Origin of the sequence: Paraburkholderia sediminicola (genome assembly GCF_046027355.1) — a bacterium.
GTDB classification, from domain to species: domain Bacteria; phylum Pseudomonadota; class Gammaproteobacteria; order Burkholderiales; family Burkholderiaceae; genus Paraburkholderia; species Paraburkholderia sediminicola_B.
This window is the reverse complement of the sequence record NZ_JAQQEK010000008.1, coordinates 315,227-340,180: the sequence shown is the minus strand read 5'-3', so window position 1 is coordinate 340,180 and position 24,954 is coordinate 315,227. Positions and strand designations below refer to the sequence as shown.

At 61.9% G+C, this 24,954-nt stretch carries 16 protein-coding genes and 1 pseudogene; 11 read left to right on the top strand and 6 right to left on the bottom strand.

From position 1 onward, the window contains the following. A pseudogene (locus PQR42_RS16900) lies at positions 1-345 on the bottom strand (MFS transporter); the annotation flags it as partial. 386 nt (positions 346-731) lie between these two features. Then, positions 732-1,406: an antibiotic biosynthesis monooxygenase family protein gene (locus PQR42_RS16895; RefSeq protein ID WP_408220736.1), complete on the bottom strand. Its 675-nt coding sequence runs from the start codon at positions 1,404-1,406 to the stop codon at positions 732-734. Between the two features lie 152 nt (positions 1,407-1,558). On the opposite strand from PQR42_RS16895, the gene PQR42_RS16890 reads away from it, so the two are divergent. Next, on the top strand, positions 1,559-2,851 hold the full coding sequence (locus PQR42_RS16890; protein ID WP_408386428.1) for a LysR family transcriptional regulator: 1,293 nt from the start codon (positions 1,559-1,561) through the stop codon (positions 2,849-2,851). 50 nt (positions 2,852-2,901) lie between these two features. Here the strand turns inward: PQR42_RS16890 and mug are convergent, their stop codons facing one another. Beyond that, positions 2,902-3,459 carry a G/U mismatch-specific DNA glycosylase gene (mug, locus tag PQR42_RS16885; protein ID WP_408386784.1) on the bottom strand — a complete coding sequence of 186 codons (558 nt, stop codon included), beginning with the start codon at positions 3,457-3,459 and terminating at the stop codon, positions 2,902-2,904. 159 nt (positions 3,460-3,618) lie between these two features. Further along, positions 3,619-4,647: a GlxA family transcriptional regulator gene (locus PQR42_RS16880; RefSeq protein ID WP_408386430.1), complete on the bottom strand. Its 1,029-nt coding sequence runs from the start codon at positions 4,645-4,647 to the stop codon at positions 3,619-3,621. Positions 4,648-5,256: 609 nt separating this feature from the next. Between PQR42_RS16880 and PQR42_RS16875 the strand changes: the two genes are divergently transcribed. From PQR42_RS16875 to PQR42_RS16845, 7 genes are all read left to right on the top strand, one after another. Then, positions 5,257-8,088: a 2-oxoglutarate dehydrogenase E1 component gene (locus PQR42_RS16875; RefSeq protein ID WP_408386432.1), complete on the top strand. Its 2,832-nt coding sequence runs from the start codon at positions 5,257-5,259 to the stop codon at positions 8,086-8,088. Positions 8,089-8,478: 390 nt separating this feature from the next. Beyond that, on the top strand, positions 8,479-10,344 hold the full coding sequence (gene ilvB / locus PQR42_RS16870) for a biosynthetic-type acetolactate synthase large subunit (protein WP_408386434.1): 1,866 nt from the start codon (positions 8,479-8,481) through the stop codon (positions 10,342-10,344). Positions 10,345-10,432: 88 nt separating this feature from the next. Continuing rightward, positions 10,433-10,798, top strand: a complete 366-nt coding sequence (locus tag PQR42_RS16865; RefSeq protein ID WP_408386436.1) for a hypothetical protein — start codon at positions 10,433-10,435, stop codon at positions 10,796-10,798. Positions 10,799-10,910: 112 nt separating this feature from the next. Then, complete coding sequence (locus PQR42_RS16860; protein ID WP_408386438.1) at positions 10,911-12,212, top strand: TolC family protein; 1,302 nt, start codon at positions 10,911-10,913, stop codon at positions 12,210-12,212. An 11-nt stretch (positions 12,213-12,223) separates the two neighbouring features. Continuing rightward, positions 12,224-13,756: an efflux RND transporter periplasmic adaptor subunit gene (locus tag PQR42_RS16855; protein WP_408386440.1), complete on the top strand. Its 1,533-nt coding sequence runs from the start codon at positions 12,224-12,226 to the stop codon at positions 13,754-13,756. Then, positions 13,753-16,971: an efflux RND transporter permease subunit gene (locus tag PQR42_RS16850; RefSeq protein ID WP_408386442.1), complete on the top strand. Its 3,219-nt coding sequence runs from the start codon at positions 13,753-13,755 to the stop codon at positions 16,969-16,971. The genes PQR42_RS16855 and PQR42_RS16850 overlap by 4 nt, the downstream gene beginning before the upstream one ends. Further along, positions 16,968-17,321 (top strand): copper-binding protein, encoded by a 354-nt coding sequence (locus tag PQR42_RS16845; protein ID WP_408386444.1) that lies wholly within the window; start codon positions 16,968-16,970, stop codon positions 17,319-17,321. The genes PQR42_RS16850 and PQR42_RS16845 overlap by 4 nt, the downstream gene beginning before the upstream one ends. Positions 17,322-17,474: 153 nt before the next feature. Here PQR42_RS16845 and bamA read toward each other — a convergent pair whose 3' ends face one another. Continuing rightward, on the bottom strand, positions 17,475-19,784 hold the full coding sequence (gene bamA, locus PQR42_RS16840) for an outer membrane protein assembly factor BamA (protein WP_408386445.1): 2,310 nt from the start codon (positions 19,782-19,784) through the stop codon (positions 17,475-17,477). A gap of 326 nt (positions 19,785-20,110) precedes the next feature. Between bamA and PQR42_RS16835 the strand changes: the two genes are divergently transcribed. The 3 genes from PQR42_RS16835 to PQR42_RS16825 all read left to right on the top strand — a co-directional run bounded on the left by PQR42_RS16835 (position 20,111) and on the right by PQR42_RS16825 (position 23,158). Next, positions 20,111-20,311, top strand: coding sequence for a hypothetical protein (locus PQR42_RS16835; RefSeq protein ID WP_408386447.1), 201 nt, complete (start codon positions 20,111-20,113; stop codon positions 20,309-20,311). After that, positions 20,304-20,708: a hypothetical protein gene (locus tag PQR42_RS16830; RefSeq protein WP_408386449.1), complete on the top strand. Its 405-nt coding sequence runs from the start codon at positions 20,304-20,306 to the stop codon at positions 20,706-20,708. Before PQR42_RS16835 ends, PQR42_RS16830 begins: the two co-directional genes overlap by 8 nt. 164 nt (positions 20,709-20,872) lie before the next feature. Then, entirely contained in the window at positions 20,873-23,158 is a 2,286-nt protein-coding gene (locus tag PQR42_RS16825; RefSeq protein ID WP_408386785.1) for an LPS-assembly protein LptD, read from the top strand. Between the two features lie 49 nt (positions 23,159-23,207). Here the strand turns inward: PQR42_RS16825 and PQR42_RS16820 are convergent, their stop codons facing one another. Beyond that, complete coding sequence (locus tag PQR42_RS16820) at positions 23,208-24,827, bottom strand: PqiB family protein (RefSeq protein WP_408386451.1); 1,620 nt, start codon at positions 24,825-24,827, stop codon at positions 23,208-23,210. Positions 24,828-24,954: the final 127 nt, after the last annotated feature.

Sequence of the window (24,954 nt, the reverse complement as noted above, 5' to 3'; positions counted from 1 at the left end):
CGTGAATCGCTTCAGCGTGAACGTCACGCCGAACCACGGCGCGAATACCATCGTGGCCACGTTCGTCGCCTCGAAGAGGGCGGTCAGCCAGGTCCCATCGTCACGTCCGATCGAGAACGCGCCGCGAATATCAGCGAGCGCCACCGCGGTGACCTGTTCGTTCAGGATGGCCAGCAGCGACGCGAGCAACATGCCGATCAGACCGATAGCGAGGCGCAGGGGGAGTGTCGCTTCGGTGGATGTCTGCTGTGCAGGAGTGCCTGTCCCGGGGACAGAGACCGGCGCCGGCGATGGTTCGGGCTTCGCTTCTCCTGTTCCAGTTATCGGTGGGTTGGCGGTGTTCATAAGGGTCCGGCTACCAGTGTTTAATGGGGCATTCCATCGGGACATCTTCCTGTCACGACCGGTGTTCGCAAAGATCCAGCCGGCTCACTACCGTATTGCCGCCGCGCGATGGGTTTATGAATTCTAGGAGGCGGCTCGGCTTTCTTAAAGCTGACACAGGTCGCGTATCAGGCCATTTCGTGCGCAAATCTGGCCAATCCACCGTCGCGACCAGAACAACGTGCTCACCCCCGGCAATGAATCTTTTCCGTTCGTTGGACAGAACAAATTTCACCGGCAAGGGGCGGCGCGCGCAGCTATCTTTTTGTAACGACCGAGGGTCACTACAGATGAATCGCGGCCAACCTGTTTCGTTACGAGGATGCCGATATCGCGCCACATCCGGCTCACGCCTTGGGCCGCACCTCTGCAAAGTACTGAGGCGCCTCGCGGCGATCGAACATGCCGTACTCCCGGACAACGCGGATGTGCCGCAGGCGCACGAACTTCGGCAGCGTCGTATTGCGCTCGAAGGCTTCAGCGGCCGCCAGGTCTTCCCACGTCGCCACCGCGATGACGTCGCCGGGTGTCATCAACGCGTCGAATGCGTCCCAGGCGACGAGGCCGGGCGCCTTCGTGTCGAGTCCGAGCGATTCCGCAACCTCGTCCGCGCTGACCAGCTTGACCCAGTCTGGGGCGTACGTCGCGTCGAGTAGCGTTATCGCCTTGCCAACTCCCGTTTCGGTTGTATCGAGGCGTTGCTCGACCAACGTCTGCCCGGCAGGCACGCACGTATCCGCGACGGTCTGGCCAATGCGCAAGCGGTAGTCGGCAAACACACGATCGCGCGCCGCCTGCTGCACCTTATGATGGTTCGTCGTCACTCGCCAGCGTATCAGCGACTTCTCATCGCGCCAGCTCGATAGCGAGAGCAGCCATCCCTGGCGCGTCAGACTTGCGTAGCGGGTGTTGTCGACGAAACCATCGATCGCTTCGAGTTCCGGGCGCAGCATCTTGGCCATGCCGAGATAGGCATCGAATTGTTCGGATAACGGATTGACTTCAAGCATTGCAGAAAACATGGATTCCTTCGTCTGGTTGAGGATGCCTGGTCATGTAGCAGGACATGTCACCGCAGCGACGCAGTCGATTCAGCATCACGTGACTGTCGCGCGATGGGTTGCTTGATTGTCGGAGATGGAGAGGGCTTCTTGAAGCCTCAGCAGGCCGCGTATTGGGCCATTCCATGCGGGAATTCTGCCAGGCTCGTCACGGATACCCAAGGCGACGCGCCGATCCGGAAAAGGTCATTTTCCGTTTGGTTAACAGAGCAGATCCCACTGAGACGGGATATCGCGAAGGCCATTTCGTTTGCTCGTTGAAAGAGTGCGAAACCGGCCATTCCTGGTCTTCTTCGAGTCAATCGTGGGAAGAGAGCGTCACCATGCATGACATGGCGCTTACTATTGCGGCATCTTCCTGGCGCCCGATGACGCGGCGTCCCCATGAGGAAGGCGCAGGTCTATTGGCAGGCTGCAAACACATTCAAGTTGGAATCAAGATGGACAGATTACGCGAGATGGAGGTTTTCGTAGCCATCGTCGACCGAGGCAGTTTCACCAGCGCGTCGGAGAAACTCGGAATGTCGGCTCCCGCGGTCTCGCGGGCGCTCAACTCGCTCGAAGCCCGCCTGGGGGCGCAACTGCTTGCGCGAACAACCCGTTCAGTCAGGCCGACAGAGGCGGGTATGTCATACCTGGATGCCTGCCGCAAGGTGTTGGATGCCGTCACGGACGCAGAAGCCGATGTCGCGGCTTGCCAGGACAACCCGGTAGGCACACTGACCATTTCTGCCCCGGTGCTGTTCGGCCAGCGATTCATCGCTCCGCTAATCGATGCGTATGCCCAGCGCTATCCGGACGTCAGCATTAACGCGGTGTATGTCGATCGCACCACGCGACTTCTCGAAGAGGGCGTGGATATCGCCATCCGGATAGGTCATCTGGGCGATTCTTCGATATATGCAATTCCGTTGGGTTTTGTACGGCGCCGAACCTACGCGGCCCCGGCTTATCTCGTGGCGCATGGAGAACCCGTTCATCCCAAGGAGCTTGCCGACCACCACTGCGTGTCCCTCACGGGAGTGACGAATCCTCTCGAATGGTCGTTTTATGAAAACGGCTTGAGGCTATCGGTCCGGGTTCAGCCACGAATGATCGTCAACCTGGCGCCCGCGGCCGTTATGGCAGCAGTGGACCGCGTGGGATTAACGCAATTGTTTTCCTACCAGGCGGCTCCCGAGGTACTCAATGGAACGCTGCTGCCGGTCCTGACGGCATTCGAGCCCGAGTCGACGCCTGTCAACTTGCTGCATGTGGAGCGGCGCGGCGCAAGCGGTAAGATTCGGGCCTTCGTGGAGTTCGTGACCGAGACGTTGCGCAGAAACGTGCATCTCCAACATATGGAGACCGGCATGACTATGAATGGGACCTCTGGAATGTTGAGGCAGTCAAATAGCGCATGCTGACGGGCTGAGTCGGATTGTTCGGGCTAGTCCACGCGGCGAGTTCTTCAAGCTCAAACTGAACCAGGCGGCGCGACTGCAAGGCGAAGTTCCCGATAGGCAATCACCAGCGCATCGAGGCTGAATGTCCGGTTCAGGCCGCTAGGATTGGGCAGCACCCATACGCGGGCGCCGCCGAAGGTTGCCGGTTGCGGGCCCCACGGGATGTCCCGGCTGCCCGACATTGCGCTGAGCGCCATCTTTCCGAGGAAGGCAACGTATTGCGGTGCGTATCCTTCGATCTTCCGTTCGAACTCCGTCGCGGCCGATTTGAATTCCCAGTGTGATAGCTGGTCCGCTCGTGCTGTTGGACGCGACACCACCGTGGTGAGACCACAACCATACTGCAGGAGCGTGTGGTCGTCTTCGGGACCAATCTGTTCGGGAGTAAAACCCGCCAGATGAACGGCCCGCCAGAACCGATTGCCTCTGCCGGCAAAATGGCGGCCGGTCGACGCCGCGCGGACGCCCGGATTGATGCCGCAAAATACGACGGATAAACGCGGCTCAAGGAGATCAGGAAGAGATTGAAGTGAATCGGAGCGAGTCACGGATGGTGTAAGCCTATTCATGAAGTACATTCGACGCGCCGAGTGGCAACAAAAGGCTACCTCCACGACACCACGCGCGCAGTTTGAACCACCCCATCACGGCGGACAAGCGGCAAGAGCGTCGATTTCAGGTCAAATGTGCCTGGATTCTTGCCAGCCCAACCCGGGTAGACCCGAGAGCTAATCGACAGTTTCCAGTTCCGCTGTTTCGACTTGTTCCTCGACCTCATTAGATGCCCACTGCTGCTTGCCTACCGCGCCACGGAATCGCTGCCGATACTGTCTGGGCGTGACGTTGAGTCGCCGGAAGAAAGTCGCTCGCATATGCGTGGCGCTGTGAAAACCACAATTGAATGCCACGGTCTTGAGAGGCGCATCTGTCTCCTCGAGCAGCTTCCTCGCGGTGTCGACACGAACCTGTTCGACAAATGCGGACGGCGTCACCTTGGCATACTTCGCGAATAGCCTCGAGAAGGTACGGCGGCTGACTGAAACAGCGCTGGCAAGCTGTTCGATCGACAGCGCGTCGGTTATGTGCTCGGTCACGTACCGCAGTACCTTGCCGACGATCGGATCCTGGTCCTTCCGTACGCCGACGTAAGGACTGTATTGAGACTGTCCGCCTTCCCGCTGGATGTAGACCACCAGACGTTTCGCAACCCGCACCGCCAGCTCGTGCCCCCAGTCTTCCGCCACCAGCGACAGGCACAGGTCGATGCCCGCCGTCACGCCGGCAGAGGTAAAGAGCCGTCCGTCACGGATGAAGATCCGGTCCGGCTGCACGCGCGCCTGTGGGAACTCGTCGGCGAGGCGGTGCGCATCTGCCCAGTGGGTCGTCACTTCCTTGCCGTCGAGCAGCCCGGCGTGCGCGAGCACGAATGCTCCGTTGCAAACGGAACCGAACCGGGTTGCGCCGCGCGCCTGGTCTTGCAGCCACTTGAGGAACTCGGGCCGTGGCTGGGCGTTGGGCAACCGCGGTCCGCCGGCTACCAACAGCAAGTCGAATGGCGTGTCGAAGTCCGCGTAGCCATAGGGAATCGAGAGTTGCATCCCGTTCGAGCACGACACGGTGCCGGCCTCGTTGCCCAGCAGAAACACCTGATACTTCTGGTGTTCAGGGAGAAATGTGTTTGCTTCCGCGAATACGTCCAGGGGGCCAGCAACATCCAGCGCCTGCACATCATCGAATACAACAATGGCGACTTTCATGCCGTGACCCTCGTTCCTCGTTGCCGGACTTCATGTCCGCGTCCCTCGAGCGGGTCGGTCGACCCACCGTTCGCGAATCCGCGCGCGCCCGGTGAGCGGCTTGCCTGCCGGTTCGCGACACAGATGTCTCTTCGCTGGACCCACTATAAGAGCGAAGCGCCGCGGGATAAATGCGTTGCGCCGAAAATCACTTGTTACACGAAGTGGGGGTACGCAAACCGGGAAACACTGGTAGAGAGGCGCGCAGGCCCGTTGGTTGGCCGTCGCGAGGGTGGAGTCAGGGGGACGCCGTTTATTGCGGCGCGCCCCATGACCTGTTCGCAACCGACGTGCAGGGCGACTCCGGCTGTGTGGCCCAAATCTCATCGCTATTGGCCAGCGACGGCGCCAACGATGCACACGGTCGCCGTGCCGACTACCTATGCTTTATCTCATCAATGCGGCTGGGAACTTAAGGCTCGGGCGCACCAGAGAATCTGTCGTCGGCGAAATGGTCGTCCGTCCTTAGCCCCTGGTTGCACGCCGGACTGGCCACGATGAGGCTACAGCCGCCTCACCCCATGTCACGGTCGAAGTTCAGACCGGACGCGAATCGAGGACAGATTCATCATGCTGATGGAAAAAATTCAAAGCTCTTTCCTGTTCGGGGGAAACGCCCCCTATGTCGAGGAGCAGTACGAACTCTACCTGGCTGACCCGGCATCGGTCGCGAATGAGTGGCGCGCCTATTTCGATGCGTTGCGCGAAACCCCCGCCATCGACGGCAGCGACCGCGATGACGAGCCGCACGCGCCGGTCGTTTCCACCTTCGTCGAGCTGGGCAAGCGCTCGCGCGCCACGGAGATGACGCTCGATGACGGTCTCGCGATCGCCAGAAAGCAGGTGGCGGTGCAGTCGCTGATTGCCGCGTTCCGCATGGTCGGCACGCGCAAGGCGAAATTGGACCCGTTGCTGTGGACTCCGCCGCAGGCCTCCGTCGAACTGACGCCGGCGTTCTACGGCTTGTCGGCGGCGGACATGTCCACGCGATTCAGCACGGCCGACACCTTTCTTTTCGACGAAGACGCAACGCTGGGCGAGATCGTCGCGGCGCTCGAACAGACCTATTCCGGCACCCTCGGCGCCGAATTCATGCATCTGACCGATGCGGGCGAGCGGCGTTGGTGGCAGATGCAACTCGAGTCGACACGCGCGAGACCTTCGTTTTCGGTTGCGGAAAAAAAACGGTTCCTCGAACGCCTGACGGCCGCCGAAGGACTGGAGAAGTACCTTCACACGCGCTATGTCGGGCAAAAGCGCTTCTCGCTGGAAGGCGGCGAATCGTTGATCGTGCTGCTGGACGAGCTGGTTCGTTACGGCGCATCGAAGAAGGTCAGCACGGTGGTGATGGGCATGGCGCATCGCGGGCGTCTGAATGTGCTGGTGAACATTGCCGGCAAGCCTTTGCGCGCGCTCTTCGACGAGTTCGAGGGCAAGAGCGGCGACCCTCTCCCGGCCGGCGACGTCAAGTACCACAAGGGCTATAGCGGTGTCACGCAGACGGCCGACGGGCCCGTCGATGTCGTGCTTGCATTCAATCCCTCGCACCTGGAAATCGTCAACCCGGTCGTGCAGGGCATGGCGCGCGCCAAAGGGGATGCCTCGGGCGCGGGCGACGGAAGCGACGTGCTGCCCGTCGAAATTCACGGTGACGCGGCAATGTCCGGGCAAGGCGTCGTGATGGAGACGTTGAGCCTGACGTACACGCGCGGACACGGCACGGGCGGAACCGTGCACGTGGTCGTCAACAATCAGATCGGCTTTACGACTTCGGATCCGCGCGATACGCGCTCGTCGTTCTACTGCACGGACATCGCGAAGATGATCGAGGCGCCGGTTCTGCACGTCAACGCTGACGATCCGGAAGCGGTGGCCATGGCGGTGCGCCTCGCGCTCGACTATCGCACGGCGTTCAAGCGCAGCGTGGTGATCGATCTCGTGTGCTTCCGCAAGCACGGGCATCAGGAACAGGACACGCCCGCCATCACACAGCCTCTCATGTACCGCGCGATTGCCAGCCATCCTGGCGTGAGGACCGTGTATGCCCAACAGTTGATCAAGGAAGGCGTGGTGACGCAGGATCAGGTCAAGGACATCCTCGACGCGCAACGCGACAGCCTGGAGCACGCGCGAGAGAGCGAGCCAGTCGAGGTATCCGTGCAGCCAGACGAAATACCCACATGGCCGGAGTTTCTCAAGGACTATTCCGGCCCGGTCCAGTATGGTCCTCCGTTCCCCGCGCAGGTGCGTGCGCTGGCGCAGCAGATCTCGACCGTTCCGGACGGTTACGAAATCCATCCGCTGGTCGGCAAGATGATCGCCGCGCGCCGCGAGATGGCCGCGGGAAGAAAGCCCGTCGATTGGGGCATGGGCGAGCACCTGGCATTCGCCTCGTTGCTCGGCGCCGGGATCGATGTCCGCTTGAGCGGGCAGGACAGCGCGAGGGGCACGTTCAATCACCGCCACGCCGTTCTGCACAATCAGACGCGCAGGAGCCGGTCGGAGGGTGTCTACATCCCGCTCGATCATATCGACGGCGCACAAGGCCGATTTACGGTGACGAACTCCATTCTGTCGGAGGCGGCCGTGTTGGCTTTCGAGTATGGCTACTCGACGGTGAACCGCAATGCGCTCGTCGTGTGGGAGGCGCAATTCGGGGACTTCGCGAATGGTGCGCAGGTTGTGATCGATCAGTTCATTGCGGCGGGCGCCGCAAAGTGGGGGCAACTCAGCGGCTTGACCCTGTTCCTGCCTCACGGGCAGGACGGGCAGGGACCGGAACACGCGTCGGCGAGGCTCGAGCGGTATCTGCAGCTTTGCGCGCAGGACAACATGCGGGTAGCCCAACCGACCACGCCCGCGCAACTGTTCCACTTGCTGAGGATGCAAGCGGCTGTCTTCGATCGCCGGCCGCTGGTCGTGATGACGCCCAAGTCGCTGTTGCGTCATCCGGAAGCGGTCAGCACGCTCGACGAACTGGCCACGGGTGCGTTCCGCGAGATCCTGGTGGACACGCAGGTCGAGCCGTCGCGGGCGTCGAGTGTAGAGCGCGTCATCGTGTCTTCGGGCAAGGTCTACTTCGACTTGCTCGAACAGCGCCGCACGTCGGGTGTTGCCGATACGCCGCTGATCCGCGTCGAACAGCTGTATCCGTTTCCGTCCCGGCAACTCGCCGCGGAGTTCGCGCGCTATCCGAATCTGAAGACCGTGGTCTGGTGTCAGGAGGAATCGCGCAACCAGGGTGCATGGAGCTTCATCGAACCGCAGTTGCGTGAGGTCCTGCCTTCGGCCGCGCAATTGCTGTATGCGGGGCCTGCGGCTTCCGCGTCGACCGCGCCGGGTTATCACGCGGTACATGCGGCGAGACAGGCGGCACTTATCTCCAGTGCCTTCGCGGAATAAAGGCGCATGTCTATTGCTGTGATGCCGCACGCGGACTTCAATCGCTCGGGACGTGGATAAGCGTCCCGAGCGGCGACCGTTCGCATGCAATCAAAAAGAGACGGAGTGTCATTGCAATGGCTCAAATGCGGCCTATCCTGGCCCATAAACAAGCTCTTTTACGCGTGTGCGCAGCCTCGATCATTGTCAGAATGACTAAAACCGTTTCTCACGATTCTTCCAGACGCACATCAAAAAAGTGCTAGATGGGCTGCGCTTCGTACGGAGAACCCGTCGGAGCAATCGCCCATGAGCTGGTAAGGAACATACGCTGTTCTCGAGTTGGAAGGGAAATCGTCCTTAGATTTTGGCCGCTGATGTTCTCAGCGCCCGTTTCCATGCGAGCCAGCCATGACCCAAAACCCAAACCTTGCTTTAGACGCTCTTCTGAAACCGCCGGCCGCCGGCGAATCGATGTCGGGTGCCGACATCATCCTGCGCGTGCTCAGCGAACAGGGCGTCGATACCGTATTCGGCTATAGCGGCGGCGCAATTTTGCCGACGTACGACGCTGTGTTTCGTTTCAACGAAATGCACGCGCAAACTCCCGAGCGCCAGATCAAACTCGTCGTACCCGCCAACGAACAGGCCGCCGGTTTCATGGCCGCCGGTTATGCGCGCGCGAGCGGAAAGGTCGGCGTATTCATGGTGACGTCAGGCCCCGGGGCGACCAACGCCGTGACGCCGATCGCCGACTGTAACGGCGATTCGATCCCCGTCGTCCTTATAAGCGGACAGGTGCCTCGTGCCATGATCGGCACCGATGCTTTCCAGGAAGCGCCCGTCTTTAACATCATGTCCGCGTGCGCAAAGCAGGTGTTTCTGGTTACCGACCCGGCAAAGCTGGAGCAGACGTTGCGGACTGCATTCGAAGTTGCTCGCACCGGCCGTCCAGGCCCGGTTGTCGTGGATGTGCCCAAGGACATCCAGAACTGGACCGGCGTCTATCACGGGCGAGGTACGTTGGAGTTTCGAGGCTACTCCGACCGTCTTCGTCAGGTGGCAAAAGGCGCTCGTCTCGAAGAAGAGAAACGCACCGAATTCTTCGATCTGCTGGCGCGGAGCAAGCGGCCGCTGCTGTATGCCGGCGGCGGCATTATCACGGCCGGCGCGACGGCTGAACTGCGTCAGTTTGCAGAGCGCTTCGGGATCCCCGTGGTGACCACGTTGATGGGTCTTGGCGCGATATCCGTGAAACACGAACTGGGGCTTGGCATGCTGGGCATGCACGGCGCGGCCTGTGCGAACTACGCGGTGGAAGATTGTGACTTCCTGATCGCGGTGGGTGCCCGATTCGATGACCGGGTTGCGGGTGGCCGCCCTGACGCCTTTGCGCCCAGAGCGCGGTATGTCGCGCACATCGACATCGACGAGGCGGAAATCAACAAGGTGAAGCGGGCGCACTGGACGCACGTTGGCGACGCGAAGGATACCTTGCTGTCACTGATGAAGCATGGTCAAGCCACGCAACCGCCTTTGGACTGGCTCGATCGGATCAAGGAACTGAAACGGACCTACGGTATGAACTACGACCGCAATAGTCCGGCAATTCAGCCGCAGTTTGTTATCGAGAAGCTCAGTGAAATTACCGGCGGGCGAGCCATCGTCACCACAGGCGTCGGCCAGCACCAGATGTGGGCTGCGCAATTTTTCGACTTCGTCGAGCCGCGCAGCTTCCTGACGTCGGGCAGTATGGGGACCATGGGTTTCGGGCTGCCCGCGGCTATCGGTGCTCAACTGGCGCGGCCGGATGCCCTTGTCATCGACATCGACGGTGACGGCAGTATCCGCATGAATATTGGCGACCTGGAAACGGCAACCACCTACGGCGTGCCTGTCAAAGTATTGCTGCTCAACAATCTCGGTGACGGGATGATCCGGCAGTGGCAGCGTCTCTTTTACGAGGGTCGCTTGTGCGTGAGCGACAAGTCGCTTCATCGCAAGGATTTCGTCATGGCGGCTCGGGCCGACGGGTTTGAGTTTGCCTGTCGCGTTGACGCAATGAACGAACTCGAGGACCAACTCAAGGCCTTCGTGGAATTTGACGGACCGGCGTTCCTCGAAGTGATGGTCGACGAGAACGCCGATGTGTTTCCAATGGTGGGACCAGGGCAAAGCTACGCGAATATGATCACCGGGCCGTTCATTCCGTCCCGGGTTGAGCCGGAAACCAAAGGGAAGGGCACGGAGCGTCAAGCGGCTGCGGATATGTTCTAACCCTACTTGCTGTCGACTCACCTCGCGCGATCTCACCCGTCCGCCTCAACAGCGTGACAATGCCGATGGCTGCGCTATACTTGCGGCGATGAAAATCCTGCGGACACTTCTCGTCTTGCTGCTGTGTGTGATGCTGCCCCTGAGCGGGCTGGCAGCAAGCGGCACGGCTGGAGCGTGTCCAATGGAATCCACCATGACCGGCGACACCGCCGCCATGTCGGCTGATATGCCCGGCTGCGATTCGGCGAGCCCAATGTCCAGTGAACACGCCAAGTCGAAGGCGTCGCTGTGCAAGGTGAGCGCCCAGTGTCAGATGGGCAGCCTCTATCACCCCGCTTCTTCTCCCACCGTGACTCGACCCGCCGGGTCGTTTGTTCCCGTCAGCTTCCACTACGCACAGTCGCTCTCCATCCGCGAGCCGGATGGCCTCTGGCGTCCACCGCAGTCCCTCTAACTCCATCGTTCTGGTTCACCGCTTTTGCGCGGTGATGTCGTCCCGTTTCGGGACGTGAGTTCGTGTGTCCGCTCGCGCGGCTACACACGGCTCGACCATTCGAGGTTAGACCATGTTTTCCATCATCGGCACGCCGGCATCCCGGCGCGCCCGGGCTGGCGCGTGCGCCGTCTTTTTTGCGTTCGGCTTGTTGACCGGCCGCGCGGCACATGCCCAGGATGCGGGCTTGACGCTCGACGAGGCGCTTCAAATAGCCACCAGTCGCTCGTCCTCGATCCAGGCTGCGCAAGCCTCGGTTCGCGGAAGTTCGGACGTGGTTGTCAAAGCCGGGCAACTGCCCAATCCCACGCTGAACCTGAGTGTCCAGGACCTGCCTGTCAATGGGCCCAATGCCTTCACGATCGGGCAGGACAATTTCACGATGCGTGGCATCGGCGTCCAGCAGGAATGGGTTTCTCCCGCCAAGCGCCGGCTGCGGACAACACTCGCCGATCGTGCCGTGGAGCGCGAGAAATCGACGTACCTCGAAAAGGTCGCGGAGGTTCGTCAGCAAGTGGCCATGGCCTGGCTCAACGCCATCTACGCAAAAAAAGCCGTCGCCCTGAGTCAGGCGCTGGTTGACCATCTGAGCCAGGAACTCGCCGCAAAACAGGCGTCGTACCGTGGCGCTAAAGGGGCGGCGATCGATGTCGCCCAGGCGAACCTGACGCTTGGCAATGCGCGTGACGAACTGATCAGCATCCAACAGGACGAGAAGACCGCGTTGATCACGCTGTCGCGCTGGACGGGGGCGGGCAATGTGCTCGAAGTCGGCGGCACTCCGCCGGCACTCCAATCACGCGTATCCGGTTTAAGCGTCGAGCAGCTTGCTCAGGTTCAACCGTCGTTGATCGCGGCCCGCGCCGCCATTTCGCTGGCCGATGCCGACACGGACGTTACCCGAAGCAACCGAAGCCCGAACTGGACCTGGGGGCTGACCTACTTCAAGAGTGGTGGCAAGTTTCCGGACTATGTGTCGGTAGGCGTTTCCATTCCCTTGCCGATTCACCGCGGGAACGTCGAAAACCGCGACGTCGAGCAAAAGTCCGAAATGGGTACGCAGGCGCGGCTCATTTATGAAGACACCGAGCGGCAGGTCGTCGCGGATATCCAGAGTCTGACGGCAAAGCTCGCCAGTGGGCGAGGCCGTCTGGCCAACGCCAAACAAACCGTTCTTCCCGCGGCCGAACAAAAGGTGCAACTGGCCAATGCGGCTTACCGGTCGGGTACGGGCACGCTCTCCGATGCGTTGGATGCGAGACACACACAGCTCGAAGCGGACCTTCAGGTGTTGAACCTTGAACGGGACGTTTCCCTCGTCTGGGCGCAGCTCGAATACCAGGTTCTGCCGCCCGACCTGACCTCCGGCCAGTAGAGAGAAAAAACATGAACCAGAAACTGATCGTACGCGCCGTTGCGGCAGTGTTCACTGCGGCCGCGCTGCTAGGCGCCGGCTATGTGGCCGGCAGTCATCATGCCGCAACCGATGCACCCATGGCGCCAGCCGCGGCCGCGACTCCATCCATGGCCGCAGACAAGGTCGACCCAAAGACTGGCCGCAAAGTACTCTATTGGCACGATCCGATGGTGCCGAGCCAGCACTTCGACAAGCCGGGCAAGTCGCCCTTCATGAGCATGGAGCTCCAGCCCGTCTTCGCGGACGAAGGAAGTTCAGGCGGTATCAAGGTCGACTCGACGCTGCAACAGAATCTTGGCATCCGATACGCGACGGTGGTCCGGCAGGACGCCTCTGAAAGTTTCGACGCGATCGGAACAACCCAGTTCGACGAGTCGATGGCCGATGTCGTCCAGTCGCGAGTGACGGGTTACATCGATCACCTGTACGCGAGCGCTCCGATGCAACGTGTCGCGAAGGGGGCGCCGATTGCGTCGCTCTTCGTTCCCGACTGGTTGGCGCCGCAGGAAGAGTACCTGGCGCTCAAACGCGGGGGCATGGACGCCGGCCTGCTTGCCGCAGCACGTGCACGCATGCAGGCCCTGTCGATTCCGGACGGGCTGATTACCAGTCTCGACCGAACCGGGAGAGCGCAGACCCACGTCACGCTATTCGCCCAGCAAGCCGGCGTGCTGACGGAACTCAACGTTCGCGACGGCGCGATGGTGTCGCCTGGGCAGACGCTCGCCAAGATCGCGGGTCTTTCGAAGCTCTGGCTGATCGTTGAGATACCCGAGTCGCTCGCATTGCAGGTGCAGCCCGGCATGATGGTCGACGCGACGTTTGCCGGCGATGCTTCGCAACACTTTAGCGGCCACATCCGTGAAATTTTGCCGGGCATCAGTCCGGACAGCCGGACGCTGCAGGCGCGCCTCGAAATCGATAACGCAGGCCTGAGGCTGACCCCCGGGATGCTGATGCGCGCACGTGTCAGTGGCGCGAAACCGGTCTCGCGGTTGCTTGTGCCGTCCGAAGCCGTCATCACGACCGGCAAGCGCTCGATCGTCATCGTCAGGAATAGCGACGGCCGGTTGCAGCCTGTCCAGGTCGCGGTTGGTCACGATAGCGGCGACAGCACCGAGGTGACGAGCGGGTTGACTGAAGGCCAACAGGTTGTCGCATCGGGCCAGTTCCTGATCGACTCGGAAGCGAGCCTGAGGTCCGTGCTGCCGAAACTCGCAGGAAGCGCGGCACCTGCGGCGTCGGCCTCGGCCTCGGCGCCAGCTGCCGCGCAAACCTACGAAACGACCGGCAAGGTCGAAAAAGTCACCAGCAGCGACATCACGTTCTCCCATCAACCGGTGCCGGCGCTGGGTTGGGGTGCGATGACCATGACCTTCGGCAAACCGTCGCCGACGGCCTTTCCGGACGTCAAGGTCGGCGAGTCGGTGCATTTTGTCTTCAAGCCGTCCGATGACGGCTACCAGTTGACGCAGGTCGAGCCGGCCGGAGGCACGAAATGATCGCGCGCATCATTCGCTGGTCGATTGACAACCGGTTCCTCGTCCTGCTCGCGACCGTGCTCGTCACCGCATGGGGCGTTTATTCGCTGACACAAACGCCGGTCGACGCACTGCCGGATCTGTCCGACACGCAGGTCATCATCAAGGCATCGTATCCGGGCAAGGCGCCGCAAGTCGTCGAAGACCAGGTGACGTATCCGCTCACGACGACCCTGCTGGGGGTGCCCGGCGCCACCACCATCCGCGCCTATTCGTCGTTCGGGGACGCGTTCGTCTACGTGCTATTCGATGACAGGACGGACCCGTATTGGGCCCGCTCGCGCGTGCTCGAATATCTCAACCAGGTGCAGAGCCGTTTGCCGCAGGGCGCGACTGTCTCACTCGGGCCCGATGCGACGGGCGTTGGCTGGGTCTACGAATACGCACTGGTTGACCGCACGGGCAAACACGACCTTGGCCAGCTTCGGGCCTTGAACGACTGGTTTCTGAAGTTCGAGCTGAAGTCGGTACCCGACGTTTCGGAGGTCGCCAGCATCGGCGGCATGGTGCGGCAATACCAGGTCGTTCTGGATCCGGACAAGCTGCGCGCCTACGGCATCACCCAGGCTAGCGTCGCGGATGCCATCGGCAAGGCGAATCAGGAGTCGGGTGGTTCCGTGGTCGAACTGGCCGAGTCCGAGTACATGGTCAGGTCCTCGGGATATCTGCGCTCGCTCGATGATTTCCGCCACATCGTGCTGCGCACGAACGGCACTGGAACCCCCGTATTGCTTGGCGACGTCGCGCGCATTCAGATCGGACCTGAAATGCGCCGCGGCATTGCCGAACTGAACGGTGAAGGCGAAGTGGCTGGCGGCGTGATCGTGATGCGCTCAGGAAAGAATGCGCTGACCACCATCGAAGCGGTCAAGGCCAGGCTCGCCGGCCTGAAGAAGTCTCTGCCGCCGGGCGTCGAGATCGTGACGACCTATGACCGCTCGCAGCTCATCGAGCGCGCAGTCGACAACCTCAAGGACAAGCTCATCGAGGAGTTCATCATCGTCGGGCTGGTCTGCGCGGTGTTCCTGTTCCACCTGCGTAGCGCGTTCGTTGCGATCCTGTCGCTGCCGCTCGGCGTGTTGAGCGCATTTATCGTGATGCGTTATCAGGGCGTCAACGCAAACCTGATGTCATTGGGCGGCATTGCGATCGCGATTGGCGCGATGATCGATGCAGCCATCGTGATGATCGAGAACGCCCACAAACATCTGGAGGCGTACGACCACAAACACCCCGATACGCCGATCACGACGGCCCAGCGGTGGGAGTTGATCGCACAGTCGGCGGGCGAGGTCGGCCCGGCACTGTTCTTTTCGCTCCTGATCATCACGCTGTCGTTCATTCCGGTGTTCTCGCTCGAGGGCCAGGAAGGGAAGTTGTTTGCGCCATTGGCATTCACGAAGACTTACACCATTGCCGCTGCCGCCGGGTTGTCCGTCACGCTCGTGCCGGTCCTGATGGGCTATCTGATCCGTGGCCGGATTCCGCATGAGAACGCCAATCCGATCAACCGTGTGTTGATCCGGCTTTACCGTCCCGTGCTCGAAGCGACGCTGCGCCGGCCGTGGGTCGCAATCGGGCTGGCAGTGCTGGCGCTCGCCATCACGGTGATCCCCGTGTCGCGGCTCGGCGGCGAATTCATGCCGCCGCTCGACGAAGGTGATCTGCTGTATATGCCGACCGCGTTGCCCGGCATCTCCGCAGACAAAGCCGCCGAGCTTCTGCAACAGACGGATCGCCTCATCAAGACGGTTCCCGAAGTGAAAAGCGTGTTCGGCAAATCGGGACGTGCCGATACGGCGACCGATCCCGCGCCGTTCGAGATGTTCGAGACCACCATCCAGTTTAAGCCGCGCAGCGAATGGCGGCCTGGGATGACACCTGAAAAGCTGATGGATGAGCTCGACGCGCGGGTGAAGATTCCGGGTCTGTCGAATGTTTGGGTGCCGCCGATTCGCAATCGCCTGGACATGCTGTCGACCGGGATCAAGACGCCCGTCGGAGTGAAAATCTCCGGTGCGGACCTGGGGCAGATCGACAGGATCGCCACGCAGGTCGAGTCCGTCCTGAAGAACGTTCCAGGCGTCACGTCGGCGTTGGCCGAACGCCTGAACGGGGGGCACTACATCGACGTCGATATCGACCGGCTGGCGGCCGCCCGCTATGGCCTGTCCGTGGCGGACATCCAGTCCATCGTGTCGACCGCGGTGGGAGGCGATAACGTCAGCGAGGTTATCGCGGGCCGTGAGCGCTTTCCAATCAACATTCGGTATCCGCGGGAGATCAGGGACTCCGTCGACACTCTGCGCCAGTTGCCGGTCGTCACGGACCGCGGCGCGCAGATCACGCTGGGCGATGTGGCGACGATCGGGATCTCGGATGGTCCGCCAATGATCCGTAGCGAGAATGCCCGGCTATCAGGCTACGTCTACGTCGACATTCGCGATACGGACTTGCAATCGGCCGTGAAAGCGATGCAGAGCGCGGTTGCGCAGCATGTTGTCCTGCCGCCCGGCTATTCCATCGCCTGGTCGGGGCAGTTCGAGTATCTGGAGCGGGCGGCCGCGAAGCTGCGAACGGTAATTCCGGTGACGCTCGCTGTCATTTTCGTGTTGTTATTTTTGACGTTCAACTCGGCGGCCGACGCCCTATTGCTGATGTCGACGGTGCCATTTGCGCTGGTCGGCGGGTTCTGGTTGATCTGGCTTCTCGGGCACGCGGTCTCCGTTGCGACGGCGGTGGGATTCATCGCGTTGTCGGGCGTGGCGGCCGAATTCGGTGTCGTGATGCTGCTGTACCTGAAGGGTGCGCTTAACCAGCGCCTCGACGCAGGCGAGCCCTTTACCGAAGCGACCCTGGTCGACGCCATCCGCGAAGGCGCGGTTTTGCGTGTACGACCCAAGGCGATGACGGTCGCGGTTGTCCTGGCGGGCCTGATCCCGATCATGCTGGGCCACGGGTCCGGCTCCGAAGTCATGCAGCGCATCGCCGCGCCGATGGTTGGCGGCATGGTGACCGCGCCGCTCCTGTCGATGCTCATCATTCCGGCCGCCTGGCTGTTGCTGCAACGCCGCCGCTTTGCGCGCATGAAAGCCACCCCGCAAGAAGCGCTTCAATCCCACGTAGCACCCAATGGCACGCTTGTGCCGCAAACTCACTCTGGAGAAAACCAATGAAGAAGTTGATCACTCTGACGGCTGTGTTCTGTACCGGTCTTACGCTCGCCGGCGCGGCGATAGCGGCGGACGAGATGGCCGGCATGAAAATGGCCAGCGGCGCGATGGATGCCGGGACGCCGAACAAAGCAGCGCTCACCGATGCGGTCATCAAGAAGGTGGACCCGTCGACCGGCATGCTGACGCTTCAGCACGGCGAGATGAAGAACATCGGCATGTCGGCGATGACCATGGCCTACAAGGCCAAGGATGCGGCAATGGTCAACCAGGCGAAGGCGGGCGAGAAGGTCAAGGTTCGCGTTGAAAATGTAAATGGCACGCTGACCATCGTGAAGCTGCTGAAACAGTAACGGTTCGCGGTTGCACAGCGATGCGTCGGCGCCTTGTCCTAGCGCTAACGCATTGCTGTGCCAGTGCCGACGCTGGTTCGTCGGTTGATCGCGCGGTAAGCGCCAATCTTGCGGCGCCTGCGTCCGTCAGGCACCACGCCCGAGCGTGCCCGCTCAGAACGACGTGCCGATCTGAAACTGGAACTTCTGATATTTGTCGGTCGCGTGTTTGACGATCGGAAAGCCGAGCGACAGCTTGAGCGGGCCGATCGGCGAAATCCATTCGAGGCCCGCGCCGTAGCTGTAACGCAAGCCGTTGGCGCCGGTGCTGTTGCCTTCGTCGCCCCAGACATTGCCGGCGTCGACGAAGGTGAAGACGCGCAGCGTCCGGTCCCAGCCGCTGCCCGGCAGCGGGAACGTCATCTCGACGTTGGCCACCACCATTCGCGAGCCGCCGATCGGGTCGCCGGTCGTCTTGTCGGTCGGGCCGAGCGAGCCGGATTCGTAGCCCCGCACGGAGCCGATACCGCCCGCGTAGTAGTTCTTGAAGATCGGATACGCCTTGCCTGCAAAGCCATTGCCGTAACCGCCCTGGAGATTCAGGCCGAGAATGAAGCCGCGCGCGAACGAATAGTAGTACTGCGCCTGCACGTCCGCCTTGTAGTACTCGGTGCCGCCGGCCGGCGTGCCGACTTCGCCGTTACCCTGAATGAAGTAGCCGCGGCTCGGCACCAGCGCGCTGTCGCGATTGTCGCGAGCCCAGCCTGTCGTCAGCGGCACGTTGTTCACTACGCGGCCGAATTCGGAGACGTAATCCAGATAGCTCTGCGGCGTCAGGGAATCCGTGTTCAAGCGGTTCTGTTCGAGCCCGACGCCGAAATAGACCGTGTCCGCTTCGGAAAACGGAATGCCGAATTTCAGGTCGGCGCCCATCGTGATGATGCGGAAACTCGTGTCCGTGTAGTTGTAGAGCGGATAGCTGGTGCGGTAGTACACGTCGGTGATCCGCTTGATGCCGTCCACCGTGAAGTACGGGTCGGTTTGCGTCACGGTCAACGTGCGGTAGGTCTTCGCGGTGTTCACGTTCATGGCGAGGCTCGTGCCGGAACCGAACACGTTGTCCTGCGAGATGCCGGCTGAGAGCACCACTTTGTCCGTCGACGAGAAGCCCGCGCCCAACGTAATCGCGCCAGTGGGTTTCTCGCTGACCTTGACGTCCACGTCGACCTGATCGGGCGAGCCTTCCACCGGCACCGTGGTGACGTCGACATCGGTGAAATAGCCGAGCCGGTTGACCCGGTCTTTCGACAGCGTGAGACGGTTCGAATCGAACCACGAGCTTTCGAGCTGACGCATTTCACGGCGCACCACTTCGTCGCGCGTACGCGTGTTGCCGATCACATTGATATGGCGCACATAGACGCGGCGGCTCGGGTCCACTTGCAGCGTCAGATCGACCGTATGGCGTTGCTGGTCGATCTTCGGCACCGCATTGACGGTGGCGAACGCATAGCCGTATTCCCCCAGCTTGTCGACGATGGCCTTGGTGGTGGCCTGCAGTTTCTCGGCGGAGAAACGCTCACCGGTTTTGATATTCACGAGCTTTCTCAATTCGGCTTCGCGATCGAGCAGATTACCCGCGAGTCCGATCGACGCAATCGTGTACGGCTCGCCTTCATGCAGCGTGACCGTGAGGTACATGTCCTTCTTGTCCCGCGTCAGCGATACCTGAGTCGACTCGATATTGAACTCCAGATAGCCGCGATTCAGATAGTACGAGCGCACGTGCTCCAGGTCGCCGGTCAGCTTGTCTTTTGCGTACAGATCGTTTTTTGTGTACCACGAGAACCAGTTCGGCGTGGACAGTTGCATCTCGTCGCGCAACGTATCGGTGCTGAACGCGTGGTTGCCGATGAAGTTGATCTGGCGGATCTTCGCGCTCGGACCTTCGGCGACCGAGAACAGCACGGCCACGCGGTTGCGGTCGATCGGCGTGATCGTGGTGGTGACTTCGGCGGCGTAGTAGCCGCGCGTCAGATATTGGCGCTTGAGTTCCTGTTCGGCTTTGTCGACCAGCGCCTTGTCGTAATAGCGGCCTTGCGACAGCCCGACTGAACTGAGCGCCTTGGTGAGATTCTCCTTGTCGAATTCATGAATGCCCGCGAAGTCGATCGTGCCGACCGCCGGACGCTCCTGCACGTACACGATGACGACATTGCCCTCGGTCGAGATCCGCACTTCGTTGAAGAAGCCCGTGGCATAGAGCGCGCGAATCGCTTCGGAAGCCTGATCGTCGCTGAACGTGCCGCCTTGCTTGATCGGCAGATAGGCGAACAGCGTGCCGGGCTCGACGCGTTTCAATCCCTCGATGCGAATGTCCTGCACCACGAAAGGTTGCGCAGCGTGGACGGATCCGCTTGTCAGCGTGATGCCGGCGAGCGAGAGCGCGCCGGCTAAACGGCTCGTTAAAACTTGAAGTTTCATCTTGGGTTTCAGTCCGGACGCATCGCGCGACAGCGAGGAAGAGTGCGAGCGATGCATTCGAAACGACCTGCCTTGGCTCTGGAAAGCGCGAAGTATAGGGACGTGCGTGCCGTCGATCGTTACGGAAAACTTTCCGCCCATTAGGGTTGCTAACGTGCGCAACGGGCTCATTGGGCAGGCGCGTGCGGTTTGCGGGACGTGCGTCGAAATAAAGCGTTACAGAACCCAAGGAAGCGTAGGGCGCGTGTAACCCAGCGGCCGGCATGCGCTGCTATCGTCAAATTGTCGATTCCGCTACCTGTGAAACGCGATTTGGAGAAGCGATCATGATTGAATATCTTTCACCCGCAGTTCTGGCGGCGGTCCTGCGTGTCAGCTCGACGCCGATCTTTTCGGTCCATCTGGCTCTGGCGTCGCTGCTCACTCCACGCGAGGCGTCCGGCAGCGCGGCGAACACGGCGAGTACGGCGGATAGCAAGGCCGCGAGCCGTGCAACGCCCAGGCAGGAGGGCACGAGCCGTGTCTGATGCGTCGACCTTCATGCTGAATTCGATTACCGACATGCAATTGACGGCGGATGGTCAATATCTGCTGATTCACGGCAATCAGCCCACCGCGGCGTTGCATCGGTCGGTGCTGAACGACTTGCTGGTTGCGTTGCCGAATGCCATCGAGCACGCCGACCGCGTGATTCATAACGATCAGGACAGGGGCTTCGCGTTGCACTGCCAGGGCTGGGAAGTCGGCCGGCTCAACGGTATGGAGATGGTGGTGATCCGCTTCCGGCTATCCGGCAGCGCGGGCTTGTCGTTTTCGTTGCCGGCCGGGCAGATTCCCTATCTGCTGCAGGCGCTCGGCGGCGCGGCGGGTGTGAGTACGGCGGCCGTGAGCGAGCCCCGCTCGAACGACGTGACGCTTCAGTAAAGCCTGGTCAATCCACTCGCGCATGACGCAGCTCAACCGGGTGCATGCCCGGGTTCCTCTTCACCGCGCCGCATCGCTGCGTCCTTCACCCTTTCCGAGCATTACCTGTCTTGATACTACGCCGTGTATTTCAGCGTCTACGTTTACGGCCGCTCGTTCCTCTCGTGCTATGCGCGGCGGGATGCGCGCCACTTGCCGGTTACGCGCAACTGGCCGGCATCGCAGCGGCGCCCGAATCGCTCGACGGCATCTGGGGCCTGCGCCTCGCGCCGCAATTGAGCGAGCATCCCTTGCGGCCGGGCGACAAACCCGTCACCTCGGCGATGGCCGATTCGATGACCACCACGACCGGCACGGACGTTTCATTGAAAGGACACGCGCAGTTGCGGCGCGCGGCGTCGATCGTCGAGGGCGACGCGCTGCACTACGACGTCGACCGCGACAAGGCCGACGCTTATGGCCATGTGCGCCTCGTCGACAATGGCAACGTGTTCGACGGGCCGGACGCGCATTTCCATGTGGAAGCGAACGAAGGTTATATCAGCGTGCCGAGGTACAGGTTTTATCTCGGCGGCGGGTGGGGCAGCGCCGAGCGCGCGGACGTGGTCGATAACGAACGCACCGTCGTTCATCACGGCACGTACAGCACCTGCCAATGCGAGTCGGCGCCGGCGTGGTATCTGAAGGCATCCGAATTCGATATCGACAATGGCAACGACGAAGGCATCGCGCACAACGGCGTGCTGTTTTTTCAGGGCGTGCCGCTGCTGGCGAGTCCGTGGCTGTCGTTTCCGTTGTCCGGCGCCCGCCGCAGCGGTTTCCTGCCGCCGACGTTTTCGGTCAGTTCCACCAACGGCGTCGACATCGCGTTGCCGTACTACTTCAATCTCGCGCCGAATTACGACCTCACGCTCACGCCGCGCATCATGTCGCGCCGAGGCGAGATGCTGACCGCCGACTATCGCTATATCCAGCCGAACGATTCGGGGACGATGTCGCTCGCATGGCTGCCGCACGATGCGATTACCAGGACACAACGCTACTCGATTGCGTTGAATCAGAACTGGAATCTCGGTTCGGGCCTGAACGCCTACGTGAACTACAACCGCGTGTCGGACTCGACGGTGTCGACCGATCTGGCCTCGGGCGTGGCGTTTCCAACCGGCTCCACCACGCTGTATCAGCAGGAAGCCGGCCTCACCTACACGAACGGACCGTGGAGCGTGCTGGCCCGCGAACAGCGCTGGCAGACTTTCTCGAGCGACTCGACCTATAACCGCGAGCCGCAGGTCAACGTGCGTTATGCACGCTATGACGTGGGTGGCTTCGACTTCGGCGCGGAAGCGGACGCGACGCGCTTCACGATCTCGTCGGCGGATATGACGCAAGGCAACCGCGTCGTTTTCAACCCTTACGTCAGCTATCCGATCGAGCGCCCCGGCTGGTTCATCACGCCGAAGCTCGCGTGGCATTTCGCGGCCTACGACCTGACTTCGATCGGCACGGACGTGCCCGCTGGCGAGCCGAAGTCGTTCAGCGTGAACGTGCCCACCTTCAGCCTCGACTCAGGCATGCGGTTCGAGCGCAGCGTGCGGCTGTTCGGGCAATCGTACATCCAGACGCTCGAACCGCGGCTCTTCTACGTGTACACGCCGTATCGCAACCAGTCGTTCGCGCCGCTGTTCGATACGGCGACGGCCGATTTCGGGCTCACGGAACTGTTCATGCCCAACAGCTTCGTCGGCAACGACCGGGTGTCCGACGCGAATCGGATCACCGCCGCACTGACCACGCGTTTCATCGATCCCGCGAGCGGCGACGAGCGCGCCCGTTTCATGCTCGCGCAGCAGTACGACTTCCGCACACCGCGCGTGACCCTGGAAACGGACGATGCGCTCAGTACGGTCGCTCGTACCGGTGTGATCGCGGGGGCGTCGTACAAGGTAGGACCGGATTTCACGACCGAACAGGCCGTGGAATACAGCCAGGCCAATCATTACCTGACGCACGCGGAAGCCGGCTTCGGCTGGGCGCCGGGCGCGCGCCAGGTGTTGAACGTCGCGTATCGCTATACGCGCGCCAACAGTACGCTCGATTATCAGCCGGTCAACCAGTTCATCGTGTCGGAGCAATGGCCGCTCGCGCACAACGTGGTGAGTGTGGCGCGCGTGAATTACGACATGAGCACGCATCGGTTGATCGCGGGTTTGCTGGGACTTCAGTACGACGCGGATTGCTGGTCATTGGGCGTCGCGTTCGAAAAATACACCAACGCCACCAGTTCGACCACGTCGCCGAGCACCGGCACGCGTGTGTTGATGCAGCTTCAGCTGAAGGGCTTTTCGCAGGTGGATAATGGCCTGCTCAATCAGTTTCGCGCGAATGTGCCGGGTTATACGCCGGCGTCGACGGTCAACGAACCGACCTCGCGGTTCAGCGACTATCCGTAATTGATCGTGCGGACAAGCACGCGCCGCCCGCGGGAGGGGCGTGAGAACGTCATGGTTTGTCTGCGGGCTTGCCGCGCACCAGCGACTCCGGATGACGCTCCAGATAGTCGGCCAGCGCGTTCAGCGATTGCAGCGTGCGGGTCAATTCCTGCAGCGCCTGGTGCACGTCCGACCGCAACGGCGAGTCCTGCTGCAAAGTCGCCTCGGCGGAGCCGAAGGTCTGCCTCGCGGCGGCGAGCGTATCGCGCGCCTGTGGCACGACTTCGTTGCTCAGCCGATTGAACAGCGCGTCGGCGTTCTTCAGCGACGTGTTCAGATTCGAGCCGATCTGATCGAACGGAATCCGGTCGAGCTTCTTCGCGATGTCGGCCACCTGCGTCTGCAGCGCGTCGAGCGTGTTCGGAATGGTCGGCAACTGGACCGGGTCGCCGTTGACGTCGAACTTGACGGGCGCGGCATTCGGGAAGATGTCGAGCGCGATATACAACGCGCCCGTGAGCAGATTGCCGGTGCGCAACTGGCCGCGCAGGCCGCGCTCGACGAGACGCTGCAGCAATGCGTGGCCGGCCGCGGTACCGGCCTCGGGCATCGCCGCGCCACGGGCGCGCCGCCGCAGCCGGTCCGGGTACAGATCCAGCGTCACGGGCATGACGAAGCTGTGCGTGTCCGGATCGTATTCGACGCCGATGTCCGTCACCTGGCCAAGCACAATGCCGCGGAAGTCGACCAGCGCGCCCACTGAAAGCCCACGCAGCGACTGATTGAAGGTCATCACCGCGCGCACCGGTATGCCGTCCGGCGCGCGCATGGCGTCCACTTCGTCGGCGGCGAGCCGGAAGCCGGTCTTCTCCGCGGCCGGCGCGCCCATCGGCTGACCCGGCGGCGTCTGGAAGGCGAGGCCGCCGATCAGGATCGCCGCGAGGGACTGCGTGTTGACGACGAACCCGGCCGAATCGAGCCGCACATTGACGCCGCTTGCATGCCACCAGCGCGAATTGGTGCCGACGTACTGGTCGTACGGCGCGGCGACGAACACCTGCATCGTCACGCCCGTGCCGTCCTTGTCGAGCGAAATGCCGTAGACCTGGCCCACCTGCACGCGTCGATAGAAAATCGGCGAGCCGATGTCGATCGAGCCGAGCGAATCGCCATGCAGTGTAAAGCGATGGCCTTTCTGTTCGGCGGTGACGGGCGGCGGCGTCTCCAGTCCGACGAACTCCGTTTGCGTTTGCGTGGAGCGGCCGACGTCCACGCCGATATACGCGCCGGAGAGCAGCGTGCCGATGCCCGACACGCCGGCAGCGCCGACTCGAGGGCGAACCACCCAGAAGCGTGTGTCCTTGACCGTGAAGCTTTCCGCCTGCTTCGTGAGTTGCACGGCGATCTGCACGTGCGTGCGATCCTTCGACAGCGTGATCGACTTGACCGAACCGATTTCGACGTCCTTGTACTTGACCTGGGTCTTGCCGGGTTCGAGGCCTTCGGCATTGTCGAAGACGATCGTGATCGCCGGACCGCGCTCCGTGACCGCCTTGATGACCAGCGCGAGACCGATCAACGCTGCGATCAGCGGCACGACCCAGACGAGCGAGGGCAGCCAGCTGCGCCGCGGCGCGATGTCGGGATCGGGCAGCTCGGGCGGCAGGGCGGGTCCTTGCGGGCTACTCATGGCGGGCTCCGAAGCGTGGCTGGGCGCGGCCTGGCTGCCGCTCGCCGCGCGGGTCCGGAAGCGGGCGTGGATCGAACTGCATCGCCATGCTCACCGCGGGTCCCGGAGCGCCACGCCGGGCGCCGCA